This is a genomic window from Mediterraneibacter butyricigenes (genome assembly GCF_003574295.1).
GTDB classification, from domain to species: domain Bacteria; phylum Bacillota; class Clostridia; order Lachnospirales; family Lachnospiraceae; genus Mediterraneibacter_A; species Mediterraneibacter_A butyricigenes.
Window position 1 is genome coordinate 2,527,052 of sequence record NZ_BHGK01000001.1, and the last position, 22,064, is coordinate 2,549,115.

The window sequence follows — 22,064 nt, forward strand, 5'->3', positions numbered from 1 at the left end:
GTCGCAGAAACGGCAGCTTCAGAAGAGGTGAAATATGGCACAGAGAAGAAAGAAAAGAGTGGCAGTGGTACAGTGTTCGAAAGAGGCAGGTAGTTGTCAGTGGGGCTGCATCGGATGTGGGGCATGTGTAAGCGCCTGTCGCCTGAAAGCGGTTTCAATAAATGAATATCAGACAGCGAAGATCGATCCGGAAAAATGCGTGGGCTGTGGTCTGTGCGCAAAAGCCTGTCCGCAGAACCTGATTCGTGTAACGACCGAGGAATTTACCATTTATCCGGGATGTATGAATCAGGCTCTGGGAGCGCAGACGAGAAAGGACTGTGACAAAGGATGTATTGCCTGTGGAATCTGTGTGAGGAATTGTCCGGCAGGAGCGATTCGGATCGAAGAGAATCATGCGGTGATCGATGAAGACCGATGCATTGCCTGTGGAATGTGTGCAGTGAAATGCCCGAAGGGTGTAATCCATGACAGGGATGGCATCTTTGCGGCGATTTAGGAGAAAGGAGAAGGTAAGAGTATGGGTGAAATCTATCGTTTTACGGTAAATGGAATAGAGCGAAGCACCGAAGCAAACAAACCGTTGCTTCGCTATCTTCGGGACGACCTTCATCTGCACTCCGTGAAAGACGGCTGTAGCGAGGGCGCCTGTGGAACCTGTACCATTGTGGTAGACGGAAAGGCCGTGAAATCCTGTGTTCTCACGACAAAAAAGGCAGTGGGCAGAAAAATTCTCACGACAGAAGGATTAAGCAATGCGGAAAAAGAGGCATTTGTTTATGCATTTGGGGCAAAGGGTTCTGTGCAGTGCGGATTTTGTATTCCGGGTATGGTGATGGCAGGCAAGGCACTGATCGACCGGGTGCCGGATCCCACAGAAGAAGAGATCAAGCTTGCTTTAAAAGGAAATATCTGTCGTTGTACCGGTTATAAGAAGATCATTGAGGGGATCCAGTTGACTGCAGCTATTTTAAGAGGAGATGTCCGTATCGACGAGGATCTGGAAAAAGGAGAAATCTACGGAGTTGGCAAACGGGCCTTCCGTACGGATGTCAGAGCAAAGGTATTAGGATATGGGGAATATCCGGATGACATGGAGCTAGAAGGAATGGTATATGCTTCCGCTGTGCGTTCCAGATATCCGAGAGCAAAGATTCTGGATATCCATACAGAAAAAGCACTGGCACTTCCGGGAGTTCTGACAATCCTGACAGCAGAGGATGTGCCGAATAACAAAGTCGGACATTTACAGCAGGACTGGGATGTGATGATCGCAAAAGGAGACATCACACGGTGTGTAGGGGATGCAATCTGTCTGGTGGTAGCGGAAACCAGGGATATTCTGGAAAAAGCAAAGAAACTGGTGCAGATTGATTATGAAGAATTACAACCGGTGACTTCCATCAGGGAAGCCATGAAAGAGGATGCTCCGAAAGTTCACTCGTCAGGCAATCTGTGTCAGAGCCGCCATGTGACGCGAGGAGATGCCAAAACTGCACTGGCAAATTCCAAATATACTGTGACCAGGACGTATACGACTCCGTTTACGGAGCATGCCTTCCTGGAACCGGAATGTGCGGTAGCCATGCCGTACAAAGACGGAGTTAAGATCTTTTCCACCGATCAGGGCGTGTATGATACCCGGAAAGAGACCGCCATCATGTTTGGCTGGGAGCCGGAACGGGTGGTTGTAGAAAATAAGCTGATCGGAGGCGGATTCGGAGGAAAAGAAGATGTGTCGGTGCAGCATATTGCGGCACTGGCAGCCTATAAAGTAAAACGACCGGTAAAGGTAGTCTTTTCCAGAGCAGAATCTTTGGCGTTCCACCCGAAACGTCATGCCATGGAAGGAACCTTTACATTGGGGTGTGACGAGAATGGAATCTTTACCGGATTAGACTGCGAGATCTATTTTGATACGGGAGCTTATGCTTCCCTTTGTGGTCCGGTGTTGGAGAGAGCCTGTACCCATTCGGTGGGGCCATACTGTTATCAGAATACGGATATCCGGGGATTTGGATATTATACCAACAATCCGCCGGCGGGAGCGTTCCGTGGATTCGGAGTATGCCAAAGTGAGTTCGCGTTAGAGTCTAATATCAATCTTCTAGCAGAGATGGTGGGGATTTCTCCCTGGGAGATCCGGTATCGAAATGCGATCGAACCGGGCAAAGTATTGCCGAATGGACAGATTGCAGACTGCTCTACGGCATTAAAGGAAACGTTGCTGGCGGTGAAAGATGCCTATGAAGCCAATCCGGGACGAGCAGGAATCGCCTGCGCCATGAAAAATGCAGGAGTCGGGGTCGGAATCCCGGACAAAGGACGGGCAAAATTAAAAGTCCGAAACGGAAAAGTGGAACTATATTGTGCGGCTTCTGATATCGGTCAGGGATGTGCCACGGTTTTCCAGCAGATGATCGCGGAAACGACCGAACTTGGAAAGGGGCAGATCGTCGGTATGGGAAGCAACACGGAAATATCGCCGGATTCCGGAACCACTTCCGGATCCAGACAGACGTTGATTACCGGTGAAGCGGTTCGAATGGCAGCGGCAGATCTGAAAGAAGCGCTGGATCAGGCAGGGGGAAGCCTGGAGGCGCTGGAAGGACAGGAATTCTATGAAGAGTTCTTTGATCCCACAGATAAACTGGGGGCAGATGTCCCTTATCCAAAGAGCCATGTGGCATATGGATTTGCAACCCACGTGGTTGTCATTGATGATGAAGGAAAAGTCAAAGAGGTTTATGCAGCCCATGATTCCGGAAAGGTTGTCAATCCGATCTCCATTCAGGGACAGATCGAAGGGGGTGTGCTGATGGGACTTGGATATGCGCTGACTGAGGATTATCCGCTGAAAGACAGTGTACCACAGGCAAAATACGGAACTCTGGGTCTGATGCGTTCCACACAGATTCCGGATATTCACGCAATTTATGTGGAGAAGGAAGAACTGCTACCATTTGCATACGGGGCAAAAGGAATCGGCGAGATTGCGACGATCCCGACAGCACCGGCGGTTCAGGGTGCTTATTATGCGATGGATCATATTTTAAGATCGGATCTTCCGATGAAAGATACCTTTTATTCAAGGAAAAAGGGTAAAAAGGAAACCTGGAATGGATAACGTAGAATACGGAATACAGGAAACAGAAGCAAAAAAAGGGAAGAATCCTGCAAGAGTGTCGGCTCTTGCAGGATTCTTCTTTTTTACTTTGAGGTATATGACAATAAAATTGGCTGGTTTACCACGATCTCATGTTGATGTTCTTACGTTGCGGACAAGAGGAATCATATATAAAAGTGTCCGGTCGATTCTTGGTTTGTATTTCTGGTGCGGGATTGTTATAATGGAAACAGACTGTAGAACAGAGAGTTGAGAGGAACTTAAGCAGTATCCTGAAAATGGGAGGAGGCAGAAGATGAAAGCAGGAATTATCGGAACAGGATTTGCGGCAGAAGTACATATGAAAGCACTTCGATCCTGTGGAATTACGGTAGATACAGTGATGAGTCAGAGAGAAGAAAAGGCAAAAGCATTTGCAGAAAAGTGGAAGATTCCACAGTGGACGGTTACGGCAGAGAAACTAATGGAGTCAGACGTGGATGTGATCCATATCTGTACCCCTCCGGCTACCCACGGAAGACTGGTCAGACAGGCATTGGAAGCAGGAAAGCATGTTTTGTGTGAAAAACCTTTGAGTTTATCGGCAGAGGAAGCGAAAGGACTGGCTGAACTGGCAAAAGAAAGCGGAAAAGTCTGCGGTATGGTGTTAAATGTCCGGTACCATATGGCGTGTCAGCGTGCAAAAGAACTGATCGGGAAAGGGGAGATCGGACGACCGATCCTGATCCACGGAATGTACCTGCAGGAATTCGGTGCGCTTCCCACACCTTACGACTGGAGATATCATCCGGAAACTGGCGGAGAGATGCGTGCGGTTTCGGAAATCGGTACCCACTGGTTTGATATCGCAGAGTATCTGTCGGGACAGGAGATCGAACAGGTGTCTGCAATGTTTGCGAATTATACACCAAATCGAATCGTGAAAGACGGAATCATGTACCCGGATACAGAAGGGAAAGAAGCAACCGTTCAGAAGATCATGGTGGAATCAGAAGATGCGGCCGTGATTCAGATGAAATTTAAAAACCAGGCCATAGGAAGTGTGATATTATCGGAAGTATCTCCGGGAAGAGGCAACCACCTTTCACTGGAAATTACAGGAACGGACGGAAACCTCTGGTGGAATGAAGAAGAAAATAATCAGCTTTTTGTGGCGAAACATGGAGAAAGCGTCCGAAAAGAAGTCTTTGCGTTTGGAAACGGATTTTCTGAAACGTTCACAACCATGTTTGAGTCCTTTTATCAGGCGGTAGAGTCGGAAAAAACATCGGATGTTTATCCGGATTTTGAAAGAGGGGCAAGAATCGCACAAATCTGCCAGAGTGTCTGGAAGAGTGCCAAAGCAGACGGAGCCTGGGAGAATATCTGACTAAAGTTATGCTGTAAAGAAATTGAGTCGGATACGGAAATTACAGCTTGGTCAGATGAATGAAGGGGAGTGCAGCAACAGATAAGAAAGGTTCCGAAAAGAGCGAGAAAAGGAAAAAGACGGAACAGGAAACAGAACAGAAGGAGAGAATATGGCAGTACAGAAGATGACAGCGCAGGATATCATTCGGAGATTGGATATGGTGCCTTTGGGAGCGGAAGGTGGCATGGTAAAAGAAACCTGGAGAAGCAAGAAAAAGGATCATGGGATTTCAGACGGAAGTGCCATTTACTATCTGCTTACAGAGGATTCTTTTTCTCATTTACATCGCTTGACAGGAGAAGAGGTTTACCATTTTTATATGGGAGATCCGGTGGAACTCTGTGAACTGAAACAGGATGGCAGTATGCAGATCACGGTTCTTGGAACAGATCTGATGGAAGGACAGATCCCTCAGCATCTGGTGGAAGGAGGAGTCTGGCAGGGCTCCCGCTTAAAAGAAGGAGGAAAATGGGCACTGCTCGGTACAACCATGTGTCCGGCATATTCGGAAGAAGAATATGAGCATGGAAATAAGGAAGAACTGTTGGAAAAGTATCCGGAGGCGGCAGCATATATTGAAAAGCTGACCGGCGAAGTGAGGGACTTCTAAATGGATAAAATATATTATGAACTGATCTGGCTCTTTTTCTGGTACGGATTCCTGGGCTGGGGATTGGAAGTAGCGGTAGCAGCCATTAAAAAACGAAAATTTGCAAATAAAGGGCTGATTAATGGGCCGTTCAGTGTCGGGTATGCGATTGCCGCAACCTGGATCATTTTCTTTTTCCGGGAACTGCATGGAGTCTGGCTGTTTCTGGCAGGTGCGATCGTCTTTACGCTGATGCAGTGGTTTGCGGGACATTTTGTAGAAAAATTCTACCATGAGAAGTGGTGGGATTACAGTGATTATCGATGGAATATTGACGGATATATCTGCCTGCCGATTTCTGCATTTTTAGGATTGTGTACCCTTCTTTTTATGAAATGGGGCAATCCGTTGCTGCTCAAACTGTTCGAGATGCTCCCAACGTTTCCGGGAAAACTGCTGATCTGGATCCTGGTTGGTATGCTGGCACTGGATGTCATTGCGACTTTGATCATCCTGGGTGGCAGAAGTCGAAGAATTGCAAAATGGCAGAATGTGGATCAGGCGTTTACAGATGTAAGCAACCGGTTTGTCCGCTGGATTTATGAGCATGTGGATCGAAGAATCCGAAAAGCCTATGAAGCAAAACACGTACCAAAACGGGTCAAAGAGGATCATGGGGTGTTTGCATACGGCTGTAGTTTTGATAAGATCGTCTGGCTGTTTGTGATCGGCTCTTTTCTGGGAGATATTACAGAAACGCTGTTCTGCCGGGCGACGGCAGGAGTCTGGATGAGTCGGAGCAGTCTGGTCTGGGGCGATTTCAGCGTAGTCTGGGGCTTTGCGATCGCAGCGGCAACCGTTCTTCTGTATAAATACAGAGATGGATCAGATCGTTCCCTGTTCCTGGTCGGAACATTTCTGGGAGGGGCTTATGAATACATATGCAGCGTACTTTCGGAACTGGTATTTGGAAAAGTCTTCTGGGATTACAGTAAAATTCCCTTCAATCTGGGAGGCAGGATCAATCTGCTGTATTGTTTCTTCTGGGGAATTGCGGCAGTAGTCTGGATGAAAATGTTATATCCGTTTTTCTCGGGACTGATCGAAAAAGTACCGAAAAAAGCTGGACACATCCTGACCTGGGTGATGTTGGTGTTCATGGTATGTAATATGCTGTTTTCGGCGATGGCGTTGATCCGAAGTGCGCAGAGAGCAGAAGGTGCTTCCACAGGAAATGTTCTGGAAGAATATCTGGATACCCATTATGATGATGAGAAGCTGGAACAAATTTATCCGAATGCGATTCAGGTGAAATGACAATCCGGTGAAAGATGGATTTGGCTTGTTCGAAAGAAGGCAATGATAGAAATTTTTGCAGAATAAAGTCAGATTGGAAAATGTGGGGAAATGAAAGGAAAGCGCGAAAAACAGAAATTGTCGGAAGAATAAAAAGGACAGAGAGTAAGAAAATAATTAAAAAAGAAGTGGGAAAGATGGAAAAATTATGAAAGAAAATGTGAAATCAGAAGAAGCTGTGAAAATAAAGGAAACGAAATCAGAAGATGTGAAAACAGATGAGGCAAAAACTGCGAATACATCAAAATGTGAATGTTGCTGCCATAAGAAAAAGGAGCGTTCTGAAAAAGAATATAAAGATCTGATCCATCGACTGAATCGGATCGAAGGACAGATCCGGGGAATCAAACGTATGGTAGAAGAGGATGCTTACTGCCCGGATATTCTGGTTCAGGTATCTGCGGCAAATGCAGCGTTAAACAGCTTCAATAAGGTTCTTCTGGCAAATCATATCCGAACCTGTGTGGCGGAAGATATCCGTGAAGGAAAAGATGAGACGGTGGATGAACTGGTAAAAACCCTGCAAAAATTGATGAAATAGAACTGTTGAGAATTATTATCAATAACTGAATTGACGGGAGAAACCGGAAAGAATATACTTAAAGTTAGCAGAAGCTAACCACATACAATACATACTGCGATTGCCCTTGCCATGTGGTGAGGGCGATTTCTTGTTTAGGGAAGCGTTGAGCCAAAGTTTGTGCCCGCCCAGGAACCTGGAGGTGCCAAGCACCATTGGAACCTGTTTGGCACGGTCCGAAGTGGAACGCAGACGTTGCACAAGTGGTTGGGAAAAGGGAATGAGGAGGTATTTATGCAGTTAGAGATTCAGGATATTCATAAGTTTTATGGAGAAGGGGAAAACCGGATCGAAGTGCTCAAAGGAATCACAGCCAATGTGGAAGAAGGACGGATCTGTGTGCTTCTTGGCCCTTCCGGTTCCGGAAAATCTACTTTGCTGAATATTATCGGAGGAATTGAAACCGCCGAACAGGGGTATATTGCGATCAACGGGGAAAAGATTGAAGATATGAAGGAAAAGCAGCTCTCACTGTACCGGAGAAATCATCTGGGATATGTGTTCCAGTTTTATAATCTGATTCCGAATCTGACGGTGAAAGAAAATATCGAAGTAGGTGCATATCTGAGCAAAAAAGCGTTGGATGTGGATGAACTGCTTCATACGCTTGGACTGTGGGAACATCGGAATAAAGTGCCCAATCAGTTGTCGGGAGGACAGCAGCAGAGAACAGCCATCGGAAGAGCGATTGTGAAAAATCCGGACGTGCTTCTCTGTGACGAGCCGACGGGTGCGTTGGATTATCATACTTCTAAAGAGATTTTGCAGTTGATCGAGGATGTCAACAAGAAATACGGCAATACGATTCTGATCGTCACCCACAATGATGCCATCAAATACATGGCAGATCAGGTGATTACCTTAAGAGACGGACAGATCCGGAAAAACTATCTGACAGAAAACAAGATCTCGGCGAAGGATCTGGATTGGTAGGTGCGTATCATGAAGAATCCATTAAGAAAACGATATCTGAGAGATCTGCGTCAGGAGTTTGGAAAATATCTGGTGATCTTTCTGTTTATTACGTTGACGATCGCCTTTATCTCCGGATTTCTGGTGGCAGACGGAAGTATGCGGATCGCTTATGATCAGAGTTTTGAAAAATATAATATAGAAGACGGACATTTTACGGTCACCACAGAAGGCGGCAATTCCATGCTGCAAATGCTGATGAATTCTCTGATCAATGATTCTCCGGCGGAAGAGTGGACGAAAAACGGATGGATCAAAGATCTGAAAGATATGGATGTGGCAGTCTATGAAAACAAGTATATGGACGAAGAGATGAAGGTGGGAAAAGAGACCCATACCATTCGACTGTTCCCGGTTCGTACCCAGGTCAACCTTTCAGATCTGATGAAAGGAAAAATGCCGGAAAAAAATGATGAGATTGTGATCGACCGTCTGTATGCGGAAAACAATGGACTGGAAATCGGAGACATATTGACGATCCAGAATCGGGAGTTCAAGATCACAGGAATGATCGCGCTTTCCGATTACAGTGCGTTGTTTAAAAATAATACAGATATGATGTTTGATGCCCAGAAATTTACGGTGGCAGAAGTGATGGCAGATGCTTTTGAGTCGCTGGATCAGACGCACCTGAAAGATTGTTATGCCTGGAAGTATCTGGATAAGTCGCTGACAGAACAGGAACGCAAAGACAAATCAGAGGATGTCAAGGATCTGTTGATGGAGAAAGCAACGCTGACAGATTTCGTGGCAAGAGAGGACAATCAGGCTATCAACTTTACCGGAGATGATATGGGTGGGGATGCAGCCATGATGACTGCCCTGCTCTACATTATTATGGCAGTGCTTGCATTTATCTTTGCAGTAACGACCAGCAGTACCATCGAAAAAGAATCGACCGTGATCGGTACCTTAAGAGCTTCCGGTTATACCAAAGGTGAACTGATCCGGCATTATATGACATTGCCGGTGATCGTGACCCTTGTGGCGGCACTGATCGGAAATATTCTGGGATACACCGTGCTGAAATATTCGATGGCAGCAATGTATTACGGAAGTTATTCTCTGCCAACCTATCATACCGTGTGGAACGCAGAAGCATTTGTGAAAACCACAGTGGTACCATGCCTGATTATGGCTGTGGTAAATCTGCTGATCCTGCGCAGAAAACTGGCATTGTCTCCGCTGAAATTCTTAAGAAGAGATCTGAAAAAGAAACAGAAAAAGAGACTGGTTCGCCTTCCGAATTTCCCGTTCCTGACCAGGTTCCGGCTTCGGATTATTTTCCAGAATATCCCGATTTATTTTATGCTGCTTCTGGGAATTATGTTCGCAAATATTCTGCTCTCTTTCGGAATGGCAATGGGACCGCTTCTGTCTCATTATAAAGAAGAGGTAAAAGCCAGCGAAATTGCAAAATATCAGTACATTTTAAAGGGAGAAGTGGATACGAAGACAGAAGGCGCGGAAAAATACAGTGTAACTTCTCTGGAAACAGGAAAAGATGCTGACAGCCAGGAAGAAGTGACGGTATATGGAATTTCATCGGATTCGCAATATTTAAAAGATCTGGATCTTCCAAAGTATGAGGGAGAGATTCAGGTGAAAAAGGATCAGAAAGAAATTGATGGTGGAGACGCCATTTTCTCAGAAGGACTGTTAAATAAAATGGGACTGAAAGTTGGCGATGACTATGTTCTATACAGTAAATATGAGAAGAAGAATTACAAATTCCATATTACCGGAAGTTACAACTATCCGGCAGCTATGTCAGTTTTCATATATCGCACACAGTTTAATGATGTGTTTGAAGAAGATGAGGATAGCTACAACGGATATTTCTGCAATCAGGAACTTTCTGACGTAAAAGACGACTGGATCGCATCCAAGATCACGGAACATGACCTGACGGTTCTTGCGGATCAGTTGGATGATTCTGTAGGAGCGATCATGCCGATGTTCTCCGCATTTTCCGTTCTGATGTATATGCTGATCATTTATCTGCTGTCCAAGATCGTTCTGGAGAAAAATGCAGGAGCCATCTCTATGGTAAAGATTCTGGGATACAGCAATAAGGAGATCGGAAAGCTTTACATTGCGGCGACCGCGATCATGACGGTATTGTCCCAGTTGATCAGCCTGCCGATTGCGAAATCGTCCATGTATGTGATCTTCCTGTATATGATGACGGAAATGAAGGGGTGGATTACCTTTTACATCAGACCGACCATGTATCCGGAGATTTTTGTGATCGGAGTGGTGTCCTTCGCAGTGATCAGTTTCTTTAATTATCGAAAGATTCAGAAGATCCCGATGGAAGAAGCGTTGAAGAACGCGGAGTAGAATAAAAGAATCCTTCGAGCGGTACTTACGCCCGCTCTCGGGAAGTACCGGGGCTTCGGATGTTCCCTTATGCAATCCTTTTGCGGGATATATAAGAAGCAGGCTTAAGATGTTGTAGCAACAAAAAATCACCGGATATGCTTCCATGCATATTCCGGTGATTTTAAATTGTCCGGTTTGAAATTCAATCCTGGTGAGCCAGGATATATTTCTTGACGGCTTCGAAACTTTCGGCACTGATTACATGTTCGATGCCACAGGCATCTTCTACAGCAGTTTCCGGATCAACCCCCAGTCTTTCGAGCCAGGAGGAAATCAGTTCGTGACGTTCCAGAATCTTTTCTGCGATTGCCAGACCGCTGTCGGTCAGGGTAATGTGACCATCCGGTCCCATCTCGATCTCTCCACTTTCCCGAAGTTTTTTCATGGCTACGCTTACGCTGGATTTTTTGAAGCCAAGTTCATTTACGACATCAATGGAGCGAACCTCCAGTTGTTCTTTGCTCAGCATCAGGATCGCTTCCAGATAATTCTCTGCGGATTCGTTTTTGTGCATACGTTCACCTACTTTGGTATATTTTTACACAATTGTATCATAGACGGTTAGTAAGTGCAAACAGAAAGCGTCTTCCTGAGAAAATGTGATTGATTCTCAAAATCATGAGCATATATTATATAGGAATGCATATGAGAAAGCAAGGAAAATAGGTAAGAAAAATGAGAAAAATTTCTCAATAAGCGTGTTAGATTTGACTAGCTACAGGGGATGTTGTTATTATGGTGCTGTCCAAAAGAGATGCGGACATGAAAATGATAAAACCCAAACATAAAAGGAGGAACATACTATGAGTAAATTTGATGTTAAAAAAGCAGGACTTTTCGCAGGTGGAGTATTATTCGGAACAGCAGGAATCAAAGCACTTTCCAGTAAAGATGCAAAGAAACTGTATACCAACTGTACAGCAGCCGTTTTAAGAGCAAAAGAGTGTGTGATGAAGACTGCATCTACCGTACAGGAAAATGCAGAGGACATTCTGGCAGAAGCAAAGCAGATCAATGAAGACAGAGATGCGCAGGAAGCAGCAACTGTAGAAGAGGCAGAAACAGCAGAAGAGACAGTAGAAGAAGCAGAAGAGGCGGAGACAAGTGAAATTTAAGATCAAACATGAGATAACCGGAAGAATCCGAATCCATATGGATCAGAAAAAGATGACATATCAGCAGGCCGATACGTTGCTTTATTATCTGAACGACCTGCCGGGTGTTCAGGAAGCAAAGGTATATGAACGGACAGCAGATGCCATGATCGTCTATACCGGGGATCGTGCAGATCTGATAAAAAGTCTGAAAGTCTTTACCTATGACAGCGTGGAGGTGCCGGATGCGGTTCTGGTAAACTCGGGAAGAGAGCTGAATGCGGTTTATCAGGAAAAACTGATGATGAAAGTCCTGATGCGTGCAGGAAGCAAGCTGTTTATCCCGGCACCGGTTCGTGCGGTGATTACCAGTGTGAAATCCATCAAATATCTTTACGCAGGAGCCAGAAGTCTTGCGAAAGGCAAGTTGGAAGTCTCAGTACTGGATGCAACAGCAATCGGAGTCTCTGTACTTCGAAAGAACTATGATACCGCGGGATCCGTCATGTTCCTGCTTGGAATCGGTGAGATTCTGGAGGAATGGACGCATAAGAAATCCGTGGGAGATCTGGCCCGCAGCATGTCTTTGAATATTACAAAGGTATGGCTGAAGAATGAGGATCAGGAAGTGCTGGTAGATGCAACACAGATCCAGCCGGGTGACCGGGTTGTGGTACATATGGGAAATGTCATCCCGTTTGACGGAATTGTAGAGACGGGAGAAGGAATGGTGAACCAGGCCTCCATGACAGGAGAGGCACAGCCGGTACGCAAGGCAGATGGCGGTTATGTATATGCCGGAACGGTACTGGAAGAAGGCGAGCTTGAGATCCGTGTCAAAGAGACCGGAAGTTCCACAAGATTTGAGAAGATCGTGACCATGATCGAAGAGTCCGAGAAGCTGAAATCTTCTGTAGAAAGCAAGGCGGAACGTCTGGCAGACCGATTGGTTCCTTATACACTGGCAGGTACGGCTCTGACTTACCTGATTACCAGAAATGCAACAAAAGCCATAGCGGTTCTGATGGTAGACTTTTCCTGTGCACTGAAGATGGCGATGCCGATTTCGGTACTTTCTGCAATCCGTGAGGCGCAGACCCATCACATTACCGTAAAGGGTGGAAAATACCTGGAAGCAGTTGCTGAGGCAGATACCATTGTATTCGATAAGACCGGTACTCTGACAGAAGCAAGACCGACCGTAAAAGCAATCGTACCGTTTATCGATGAGAGCAAGGAAAATCTTCTGAGACTGGCAGCATGCCTGGAAGAACATTTTCCACATTCCATGGCGAAAGCCGTGGTTCGCGCTGCAAAAGAGCATGGACTGGATCATGAGGAAATGCATTCCAAGGTAGAATATATTGTGGCACATGGAATTTCTTCCTCTGTGGAGGGAAAGAAAGTCATTATCGGAAGTTCGCATTTTGTCTTTGATGATGAAGGATGCCAGGTTGAGGAAGGATATAAAGAAGCATTTGAGGCTCTGCCCCAGGAGTATTCTCATCTGTATCTGGCGATTGAAGGCAGGCTGGCAGCCGTGATCTGTGTGGAAGATCCGCTCAGACCGGAAGCAAAAGATATGGTAAATGCGCTGAAAGCCTCAGGTATCAAAAATGTCGTGATGATGACCGGTGACAGTGAGCGTACGGCGGCAGCTATCGCAAAGCGTGTAGGAGTCGATACCTATTTTGCAGAAGTTCTGCCGGAAGATAAGGCAGCTTTTGTAGAGGCGGAGAAGGCTGCGGGTCGGAAAGTCATCATGGTTGGAGACGGAATCAATGATTCCCCGGCACTTTCCGCAGCAAATGTAGGGATCGCTATCAGTGACGGCGCAGAGATCGCTCGTGAGATCGCAGACATTACGATCGGTGCGGAAGATCTGACCCAGCTTGTGATCCTGAAGCTTTTGAGCAATCATCTGATCAAGAGGATCCATTGCAATTATCGGAAAATCGTAGGAATCAATACAGGACTGATTCTGTTAGGTGTTTTTGGGATGATCCCGCCGACAACCTCAGCATTACTGCACAATGTATCCACATTGGCAATCAGTCTGGACAGTATGAAAAACCTCTTGGATTAGGGAAAAAAATCAGAAAACCGACAGCTTCTTTGCAGAGAAAATCTTGCAAAGAGGCTGTCTTTTTGTTATATTTTTGAAGGTGAGATTCTGATATTGTAAAAGGAAGAAGATACGGATGATGGGGTTATCAGAAGAGGATATAGAGGGAAGAAAATGGAAGTGAAACCGATCGCATATATTCATAATGATTTTGTAAGTAAATTCGGGATTCCCCGGCAGAGTCTGCTTGTGGGTGTTACTTCCAGGATTGTATTTGAAGAGGAATATCGATTCCCGGAGGCGGTGAGAGGACTGGAAGGATACAGTCATCTTTGGATCCTCTGGGAATTTTCGGAAAATAAAAAATGCACCTGGCATCCGACGGTTCGTCCGCCAAGACTGGGCGGAAATGAAAGAATGGGTGTGTTTGCCACAAGGTCACCGTTTCGCCCGAATTCCATCGGGCTTTCCTGCGTGGAGATTCTTTCGGTAACTGTGGATTCGGAAGTGGGACCGGTGATCACTGTGAAAGGTGCGGATCTGATGAACGGAACTCCGATACTGGATCTGAAACCGTATTTGCCTTATGCAGATACCCATCCGGAAGCGACCGGAGGATTTGCAGAACAGGATGCAGTGAAGAACAGAAGACTTCGCGTAGAAATCTCAGAAGCATGTTCAAAGGAGATTCAGGAGAAATTTGGACAGAGTACAGAGAAACTGGAAACTTTGAAAGAAATTCTTGCGCAGGATCCTCGTCCCGCATATCAGGATGATCCGGATCGAGTCTATGGGATGAAATATGGAGAACTGGAAGTGAAATTTCAGGTGAAGGATGGGATTCTCCGGGTTATCTCGATGGAAGATAGAAGATTCTAGGAATATGTCACAGAGTATAAGAACATTATAAAAATGGATAAAACAGCAGAAATATAGCAGAAAAATAACAGGAGTTGATAGATATGGGAATTGTGGGAGCTTATATGGTTCCGCATCCAAAGGAATTGATTCCGGACATCGGAAGAGGAAAGGAATGGAAATATCCGAGAACAATCGAGGCTTATCGCAGAATTGCACAGGAGATCCGGGAGATTGAACCGGAGACGATTCTGGTAATCTCACCTCATGCGGCATTGTTTCAGGATTATTTTCACATTTTTCCGGAACAGAGTGTCCATGGAGATTTTCAGGGAGAGGGAGCCGGACAGATTCGGTTTGACCTGTCAAATGATACAGAACTGGTGAATGAGATCGAACGCCTGGCAGAAGGAAAAGGTTTTCCGGCAGGTACGAAAGGACAGGCGGATGAATTTTTGGATGTGGGAACCATGGTACCACTGTATTTTATTCAACAGGTGTATTCGAAATTTAAACTGGTTCGCATCGGAATTTCAGATCTTTCCGATGCCAATCATCAGTTTTTTGGAAGAATGATTGCAAGGGCTACGGAAAATACGGATCGAAGAGTTGTTGTACTGGCAAGCGGAGATCTGTCGCATCGACTGCTGCCGGACAGTCCTTACGGATATATGCCGGAAGGAAAAGTCTATGATGAGGCATTGATGAAAGTGATGGGAGAAGGGGATTTCTTCTATATGAAAGATCTTCCGCCTGCACTTCGAAATGCTGCCGGGGAATGCGGACACCGGGCATTTCTGATTCTGTCGGGGATTTTACAGGAAACAGACTATCAGGCAGAAGCAGTTTCTTATGAAAGCCCTTATGGAATCGGACATGGAGTCTGTGCCTATTATATCCGGGAAAAGGATGATCCTTATGTGAAGATTGCGAAGAAGGCGTTGCAGACTTATGTCAGAACGAAGGAGCAGGAGATTCCGCTGTATCATCTTCCGCGGGAGATGGAAGGAAAAAAGGGCGGCGTTTATGTCTCTTTATATGTAAACGGAATTCTGAGAGGCTCTATGGGGACGGTGGAAGCAACACAGGATTCTCTGGCGCAGGAAATTGTAAAAAATACGATCAGTGCCGGAGCGTTTGACCCGAGACATCAGCCGATCACGGAAGAAGAACTGGAGAGCGTGGAGTACAGTGTGGAAGTGGTTTCAGAGCCGGAAATTGTTACCAGTGCCAGAGAACTGGATGCAAAGCGTTATGGAGTGATCGTCACCAATGGGTGGGATCGCGGAATCGTATTGCCGGGAAGAGGAAATGTGCGCGGCCAGGTGGAAAAAGCCATGGTTCAGGCGGGAATTTCCGAGAAGGAGCCGGTGCAGATCAAACGGTTTGAGCTGGAAGAACACCGGGGAAGCTGATTCGGATAGAATATCCGGAGATTTATAAATTCCGTGAAATCTTCGAAAAAGTGAAAAATAGTCTTTAAGAAAAATATATGAAACGATAGAAGAAGGCTTTGAAAAAGAGAAAAAATGGAAGAAATTATGAAAAAAGCCGTAAGAAATGAATAGGAAGTAATAAAAATGCGTGAGAAATACATGAGAGTGCATGATTTGCATTGTGTAACCGCGTAGATTGCGGTAAAATAGAAACGTTAAGTTGAAGAAATACGAAATGGAAAATGTACAAGTAGGAGGAAGATTATGTCTAAGGCAACATTGGTAATCATGGCAGCCGGAATCGGCAGCAGATTTGGTGGGGGAATCAAGCAGTTGGAGGCCATGGGACCGAATGGTGAGATCATTATGGATTATTCCATTTATGATGCAAAAGAAGCCGGATTTGACAAAGTAGTATTTGTCATCCGTAAAGATCTGGAAAAAGATTTCAAGGAAGTTATCGGAAACCGGATCGAGAAAGTGATCGATGTGGATTATGCATATCAGGAACTGTCAGATATTCCGGAGGAATATAAAGAAATCTTCAAAGACCGGACAAAACCGTGGGGAACCGGTCAGGCAATCCTTTGCTGTAAGGATCTGGTAAAAGAGCCGTTCCTGGTGATCAACGCAGATGATTACTATGGAAAAGAAGCTTATAAAGAAGCTTATCAGTATCTGATGGAAGAGCAGGCAGCATCCGACAAGATGCAGCTTGGAATGGTAGGATTTGTCCTTGGAAATACCCTGAGCGACAACGGATCTGTGACAAGAGGTGTCTGCAAGGTTGATGAAAACGGAATGCTTTCTGATATTGTAGAGACACATAATATCGTGAAGACAGCAGAAGGTGCCGGAGTGGAAGAAGACGGACAGGTTCGTGCACTTGATATGACTTCTCCGGTTTCTATGAATATGTGGGCACTTCGTCCTGAGATTTTTGAAGTGCTGGAAACAAGATTCAAAGAATTCCTGGCAGCTCTGCCGGAGGAAGAACTGAAAGCAGAATATCTGCTTCCGACCATTATCGGAGATCTTCTGGAAAAGGAAGAGGCTCAGGTAAAAGTCCTGAAATCCAACGATAAATGGTTCGGTGTAACTTATAAAGAGGATAAAGAGTCGGTAGTAGCATCCATCAAAGAACTGCTGGATGCCGGAATGTATCCAAATATGTAAAGAATAGGGAGTGAGAGAATATGGACGGTTCAATGTTTGTGGGGACATGGTGGTCTTTGGTGCCGCCGCTTTTGGCAATTTTACTTGCCTTTATAACAAAAGAAGTATATAGTTCACTGTTTATCGGAATCAGTGTAGGTGCATTGCTTTATACAGGATTTCATCCGTGGAATGCGATCACCTCTCTGTTTGAGATCATGGAATCCAGCATGAATCTGAACATCCTGATCTTCGATGTCATGCTTGGAATGATCATTGTTCTGATGGCAAAATCAGGAGGTTCCGCCGCTTACGGTAACTGGGCGGGAAAGAAGATCAAGTCGAAAAAGCAGGCTTCACTGGCTACGATGGGACTCGGAATCCTGATCTTTGTGGATGACTATTTTAACTGTCTGACGGTCGGATCCGTTATGCGTCCGGTTACAGACCGGTATAAAGTTTCCCGTGCAAAACTGGCTTATCTGATCGATGCCACCGCAGCACCGGTATGTATTATTGCACCGATCTCCAGTTGGGCGGCAGCCGTAAATTCCTACGTTCCGGAAGATGCCGGAATTACAGGATTTCAGCTGTTTATGCGGACAATTCCTTACAACTTGTATGCACTTCTGACACTGGCAATGGTATTCCTGGTGATCGTGATGAATTTTGATTTCGGACAGATGAAAATTCATGAAATGAATGCGGCAAAGGGGGATCTCTTTACCAGTGGTGGAGAAGAGTTTGAGCATGCAGAAGACGACGATATGAGAAAAGACGGAAAAGTAAGAGATCTGGCACTTCCTGTGCTGGTGCTGATAGTTTCTTCTGTCAGTGCAATGATCTATACCGGATATCTGGATGGAGCGACCAATGTGATCGATGCATTTGCCGGATGTAATGCCGAGGTCAGCCTGATCTTCTCTACTTTTGTGACAGTTATCTTTATGCTGTTCTTATATTTGCCGAGAAAAGTTATTACCTTTAAAGAATTCATGGGATGCTTCGTGGAAGGTTTCCGCCTGATGATTCCGGCTATTTCAATCCTGATCTTTGCATGGACATTGAAAGGAATCGGTGATGCTCTTGGAATCGCAGCTTTCGTAGGAGGTCTGGTAGATGCCAATGCATCTGCAAACGTAGTTCTTCCGGTGATCATGTTTGTGATCGCGATCTTCCTGGCATTTTCAACCGGTACTTCCTGGGGAACTTTTGCAATTCTGGTTCCGATCGTAACTGCAATGTTCAACCATGGAGAAGGTCTGGAAATGATGATCATTTCTGTATCTGCTGTATTGGCAGGAGCAGTTTGCGGAGACCACGTATCTCCGATTTCCGATACGACGGTTATGTCATCAGCCGGAGCACAGAGTAATCATCTGAACCACGTATCCACTCAGATGCAGTATGCGGCAGTGGTAGCGATAATCTGTATCATTGGTTATCTGATCGCGGGTATTACAAAGATCTGGTGGCTGACACTTGGAATCAGTCTGGCAATTTTGGTTGTGACGCTGATGGTGATCAAACGGATCTCAGAAAAGAAATATCCGTCGGAGGCAGAATAATTGAGCAAAACATTGATTTCAGTTCCCTATATTGACCAGAGTGTAAAGTATCCCACCGGGTGTGAAAGTGTATCTACGGTGATGTTGCTTCAGTTTCTGGGTGTCTCCATTACCGTGGATGAGTTTATTGAAAATGATCTGAAAAAAGAAGCGTTTGAGACACGAAACGGAGAACTTTTCGGACCGGATCCGAGAGAATGTTTTGTGGGAAGTCCGTACGATGACGAGTCTTTCGGATGTTACGCGCCGGTGATCAAAGAAAGTCTGGAACATGTTCTGGGAGAAGAGTATCGGGTTCTTAATAAGACCGGTACAGATACCAAAGAGCTGATCCGGGATTATATTGATCGGGGAATGCCGGTGATCTACTGGGCATGTATTAATATGAGAGAACCGATCGTCGGACCGGAATGGAAACTGAAAAAGACCGGAGAGACCTTTACCTGGATCTCCAATGAGCATTGTATGCTCCTGGTCGGATATGACGAAGAGAATTATTATTTCAATGATCCATATGAAAATCACGGAGTGATCGGTTATCCGAAAGCAGTGGTAGAAAAACGTTATGCAGCTCAGCATATGCAGGCTGTAGTGGTGGAAAAAAGATAAACAAAATTATAAATCATACATAGAATAATAAATTCCGAAAAAGTTGCATCGGAAACCGCTCGCGCTTAGTCCTCGTCCAGTGGAACTAACCTTCGAACGGCACTGGCGTTTGTTCTCAGGAAGTACCAGGACTGCGGATGTTCCCTTATGCAATCTTTTTCGGAATATATGAACTTCGTCAAGAGGTTATGATTTATAATTTAGAAAAGATCTGAAAAAGAGAAAAGAAAAGTCTTACAGAAAAACGATCTTGATAAAATCGTAAATCTGTAAGACTTTTTCGAGTTATAGGATAAAATATGTTGATGAAAAACATTGCTCTCCCGCAAAAGGCTGCAACGGGAACCGCTTACGCTTGCTTATAACTCAATCATTTCCATATCGTCCGGAACATACAGGTTGCCATCGAAATATGGTCTGCCTTCCTGCATATAAAGTTCTTTCCGGTTCTTGATATTCTTATCTTCGGTGTGATACAGGATCAGATTTTTGACATTTAAGCTCTGAGCCAGCTCACAGGCATCCTTTACTGTAGAATGATGTTTCTCATAAGGACTGAAAATGTCTGCCTGGGAATAGAGACAGAACGCTTCATGTAGCAACCATGTGCTGTCTTTGGCGTAAGGCTCCTCGTAGTCGCAGTAGGGTTCATCGCCGCAGCAGGTCAGCTTTTCGCCATTTCCCAAATCCATAGAAAAACCGAACTGTTTGGCTTTGGTGGACTGGATGTCAAAAAAGGTGACGTTATGACCGATGATTTCTCTGGATTCTCCGTCTTTTACCGTGATCATATGGAAACGATCTCCGATAAATTTGGTGGTTTTCTTTACAAGCAGTGTATTTGCCATATTCTGAAGGATCTCAATCACTTCTTCGTGGGCGTAAAGATTTACCTCTTCTTCGTATTTGCCTTTTGCCATATTTTGGGTAATGATACGGATCATCCAGATAATGCCCAGAAGATGATCGATGTGCTTGTGGGTGACGAAGATATCTTTAATATCATGCCAGTCGATCTCGGCTTTTTCCAGACGGGCAAGGATTTCGCTTCCTCCACCACCGTCTACCAGAAGATGCCGGTTGTTGTCACTTAAGACAAAACAAGTGTTGTAGCATTTTGTGACCAGTGCATTACCGGTTCCAAGAATTGTAAGTTTCACAAATGTTCCTCCTTATATAAAAAGATATAAGCTCAATCTCATGATAATAGAGTACCACGGAGAAGGAAAACAGACAAGAAAAAGGAAAAAGAAAATTCGAAAAATAATTTAAAAATAACAGAAAAAAGATTGACAAATCAAAAATAAAATGATAATATAAATTCAACAAAAGAAATTACAGAATTTGACGAGAAAGAATTCGAATTTCTAAATTATGAACAGGAGGTACGGACCACCGGAAAGTGAAAAGTTTTACCCTATTTAATTTGTAGAAAGAAGAGGTATTAGAGAGTTGGACACGTCAGAGTAAAGACGGGTGTTGATCTTAGTTCAGATTGATGCCCGTCTTTCATTGTTGTCTAAGCACCAAAAAGATGCTATAATCATTTCACCGGAAACGGTCAATACAGAGTATAGATAGGAAGTAGTACAGAGTGTGACACAGTGGGAAGTGTGCCGCATAACAATAAGGGGCAAAGGAGAAAATGCTATGAACGAAGTAATCAATCAGCTCCAGAATCTTAATCTGGAGAGTTTAGGCGGAACTTATGCAGAAAAAATAGACTGGATTCGTCAGGAAGGTATGATTCCGGCAATTGTCATACTGGCAGTCGCTGTGATCACCTGTTTCTTCGGATGGAAACTGATCCGTGTGTGGGGAGCGCTGTCCGGTTTCGAGATCGGAGCAGCAATCGGCGGAGTTGCCGGATCTGTGATCTTTGGAATAAATGAAAAAGCAGTCTTTGCTGCGATGGCAGGAGCCGTGATTGGTCTGATCCTGTTTGCGGTATGGAAACGCGGAGCAATCTTTGTGGTGACGCTGGTCTTTGGACTGAACAGCGTGCTTGGAGTACTTGGTTCCAAACAGCTTCTGCTTACAGGAATTGTGGCAGTGGTGAGTCTGATTCTGGCGATTGTGGCAGAGTTTTTCAGTGCACCGGTAGTGATCTTGCTGTCCAGTATCTATGGCGGAATATTGGCTGGAGTTTCAGTGGGCGCACTGGTTCCGAATTTCAGTCTGATCAGTTATATCGCGGGTGTTGTGGCAACCGTACTTGGAATCGTGGTACAGTTTATGCTGGAATCCCGTAAAAAAGTAAAACAGAATGTGGCGAAAGCCAAAAGAATCCGGGATGCAGAGTCTACGGAAAATGAAGTGGACCGTGCAAGATATATTATTGACCATCTGGATGAAGTAGAAGACGAAGTCGAATATGACGAGGATGATGAGTATCTGGATGACGATGAATATGATGACGATGAATATCTGGACGAGGATGAATATGAAGATGATAACATCGAGTATATAGAAGATGAGGAAGAGTATGAGGATGAAGACGCCGAGTATCTGGATGAAGAAGAATACGAGGATGAAGACGCTGAGTATTTAGACGATGAAGAATACGACGAGGAAGATGTTGAGTATTTGGACGAGGATGAAGACATCGAATATTTGGATGATGAAGAATAAGCAGAGTTGATTCTATATATGAATTCGGGCAGATTTGTATGAAATCTGGCAAGATGATGCGAAGTCAGAAAGAGTAAGAATGTGAAAATCAGGGTGGAAATCGAGAAAGATTTCCACCCTGGTGCTTTTTTCTGGAGTTTTCTATCGGTGTTTGGAGTTGTCATAAAACTGCAGGTTCTGCAGATTCTGATGTGCTGGTATATTTAAGACCCACCTAAAATGCGAAAA

General features: G+C 44.9%; 18 protein-coding genes. 16 read left to right on the top strand and 2 right to left on the bottom strand.

All coding sequences use genetic code 11. The annotated features are described in order from the left end of the window. The first annotated feature begins 34 nt into the window (after window positions 1-34). From KGMB01110_RS12390 to KGMB01110_RS12430, 8 genes are all read left to right on the top strand, one after another. Complete coding sequence (locus tag KGMB01110_RS12390) at window positions 35-499, top strand: 4Fe-4S binding protein (protein ID WP_117604326.1); 465 nt, start codon at window positions 35-37, stop codon at window positions 497-499. A 21-nt stretch (window positions 500-520) separates the two neighbouring features. Next, a complete protein-coding gene (xdh, locus tag KGMB01110_RS12395) occupies window positions 521-3,127 on the top strand; it encodes a selenium-dependent xanthine dehydrogenase (RefSeq protein ID WP_117604327.1) in 2,607 nt (868 codons plus the stop codon). A 295-nt stretch (window positions 3,128-3,422) separates the two neighbouring features. Further along, window positions 3,423-4,496 (top strand): Gfo/Idh/MocA family protein, encoded by a 1,074-nt coding sequence (locus tag KGMB01110_RS12405; RefSeq protein ID WP_119298606.1) that lies wholly within the window; start codon window positions 3,423-3,425, stop codon window positions 4,494-4,496. 151 nt (window positions 4,497-4,647) lie between these two features. Further along, the gene (locus KGMB01110_RS12410) at window positions 4,648-5,148 is read left to right on the top strand and encodes a cupin domain-containing protein (protein ID WP_198411025.1); all 501 of its coding nucleotides are present in this window, start codon (window positions 4,648-4,650) and stop codon (window positions 5,146-5,148) included. After that, window positions 5,149-6,444 (top strand): putative ABC transporter permease, encoded by a 1,296-nt coding sequence (locus tag KGMB01110_RS12415; RefSeq protein WP_117603788.1) that lies wholly within the window; start codon window positions 5,149-5,151, stop codon window positions 6,442-6,444. A gap of 187 nt (window positions 6,445-6,631) precedes the next feature. Then, the gene (locus KGMB01110_RS12420) at window positions 6,632-7,024 is read left to right on the top strand and encodes a metal-sensing transcriptional repressor (RefSeq protein ID WP_119298608.1); all 393 of its coding nucleotides are present in this window, start codon (window positions 6,632-6,634) and stop codon (window positions 7,022-7,024) included. Between the two features lie 273 nt (window positions 7,025-7,297). Beyond that, window positions 7,298-7,996, top strand: coding sequence for an ABC transporter ATP-binding protein (locus tag KGMB01110_RS12425; protein ID WP_119298610.1), 699 nt, complete (start codon window positions 7,298-7,300; stop codon window positions 7,994-7,996). A gap of 9 nt (window positions 7,997-8,005) precedes the next feature. After that, a complete protein-coding gene (locus KGMB01110_RS12430) occupies window positions 8,006-10,378 on the top strand; it encodes an ABC transporter permease (RefSeq protein WP_117603785.1) in 2,373 nt (790 codons plus the stop codon). 184 nt (window positions 10,379-10,562) lie between these two features. On the opposite strand, the gene KGMB01110_RS12435 is transcribed toward KGMB01110_RS12430, so the two are convergent. Then, window positions 10,563-10,934: a metal-dependent transcriptional regulator gene (locus KGMB01110_RS12435; protein WP_117888131.1), complete on the bottom strand. Its 372-nt coding sequence runs from the start codon at window positions 10,932-10,934 to the stop codon at window positions 10,563-10,565. Between the two features lie 289 nt (window positions 10,935-11,223). Between KGMB01110_RS12435 and KGMB01110_RS12440 the strand changes: the two genes are divergently transcribed. The 7 genes from KGMB01110_RS12440 to KGMB01110_RS12470 all read left to right on the top strand — a co-directional run bounded on the left by KGMB01110_RS12440 (window position 11,224) and on the right by KGMB01110_RS12470 (window position 19,205). Next, complete coding sequence (locus KGMB01110_RS12440) at window positions 11,224-11,535, top strand: DUF6110 family protein (RefSeq protein WP_117603783.1); 312 nt, start codon at window positions 11,224-11,226, stop codon at window positions 11,533-11,535. After that, a complete protein-coding gene (locus KGMB01110_RS12445) occupies window positions 11,525-13,600 on the top strand; it encodes a heavy metal translocating P-type ATPase (protein WP_119298612.1) in 2,076 nt (691 codons plus the stop codon). The genes KGMB01110_RS12440 and KGMB01110_RS12445 overlap by 11 nt, the downstream gene beginning before the upstream one ends. Before the next feature lie 153 nt (window positions 13,601-13,753). Then, window positions 13,754-14,458 carry a tRNA (N6-threonylcarbamoyladenosine(37)-N6)-methyltransferase TrmO gene (gene tsaA, locus KGMB01110_RS12450; protein ID WP_117603781.1) on the top strand — a complete coding sequence of 235 codons (705 nt, stop codon included), beginning with the start codon at window positions 13,754-13,756 and terminating at the stop codon, window positions 14,456-14,458. Between the two features lie 83 nt (window positions 14,459-14,541). Next, entirely contained in the window at window positions 14,542-15,852 is a 1,311-nt protein-coding gene (gene amrB, locus KGMB01110_RS12455; protein WP_117888133.1) for an AmmeMemoRadiSam system protein B, read from the top strand. Between the two features lie 285 nt (window positions 15,853-16,137). Then, window positions 16,138-17,049, top strand: coding sequence for a nucleotidyltransferase family protein (locus KGMB01110_RS12460; protein WP_117603779.1), 912 nt, complete (start codon window positions 16,138-16,140; stop codon window positions 17,047-17,049). 20 nt (window positions 17,050-17,069) lie between these two features. After that, the gene (locus KGMB01110_RS12465; protein WP_119298614.1) at window positions 17,070-18,596 is read left to right on the top strand and encodes a Na+/H+ antiporter NhaC family protein; all 1,527 of its coding nucleotides are present in this window, start codon (window positions 17,070-17,072) and stop codon (window positions 18,594-18,596) included. Next, window positions 18,597-19,205 (top strand): C39 family peptidase, encoded by a 609-nt coding sequence (locus KGMB01110_RS12470; protein ID WP_117603777.1) that lies wholly within the window; start codon window positions 18,597-18,599, stop codon window positions 19,203-19,205. It abuts the gene before it with no gap. A 359-nt stretch (window positions 19,206-19,564) separates the two neighbouring features. On the opposite strand, the gene KGMB01110_RS12475 is transcribed toward KGMB01110_RS12470, so the two are convergent. Next, a complete protein-coding gene (locus KGMB01110_RS12475; protein WP_117603776.1) occupies window positions 19,565-20,365 on the bottom strand; it encodes an MBL fold metallo-hydrolase in 801 nt (266 codons plus the stop codon). A gap of 490 nt (window positions 20,366-20,855) precedes the next feature. Here KGMB01110_RS12475 and KGMB01110_RS12480 point away from each other — a divergent pair, with 490 nt between their 5' ends. Next, on the top strand, window positions 20,856-21,836 hold the full coding sequence (locus tag KGMB01110_RS12480) for a TMEM198/TM7SF3 family protein (protein ID WP_119298617.1): 981 nt from the start codon (window positions 20,856-20,858) through the stop codon (window positions 21,834-21,836). Window positions 21,837-22,064 lie beyond the last annotated feature (228 nt).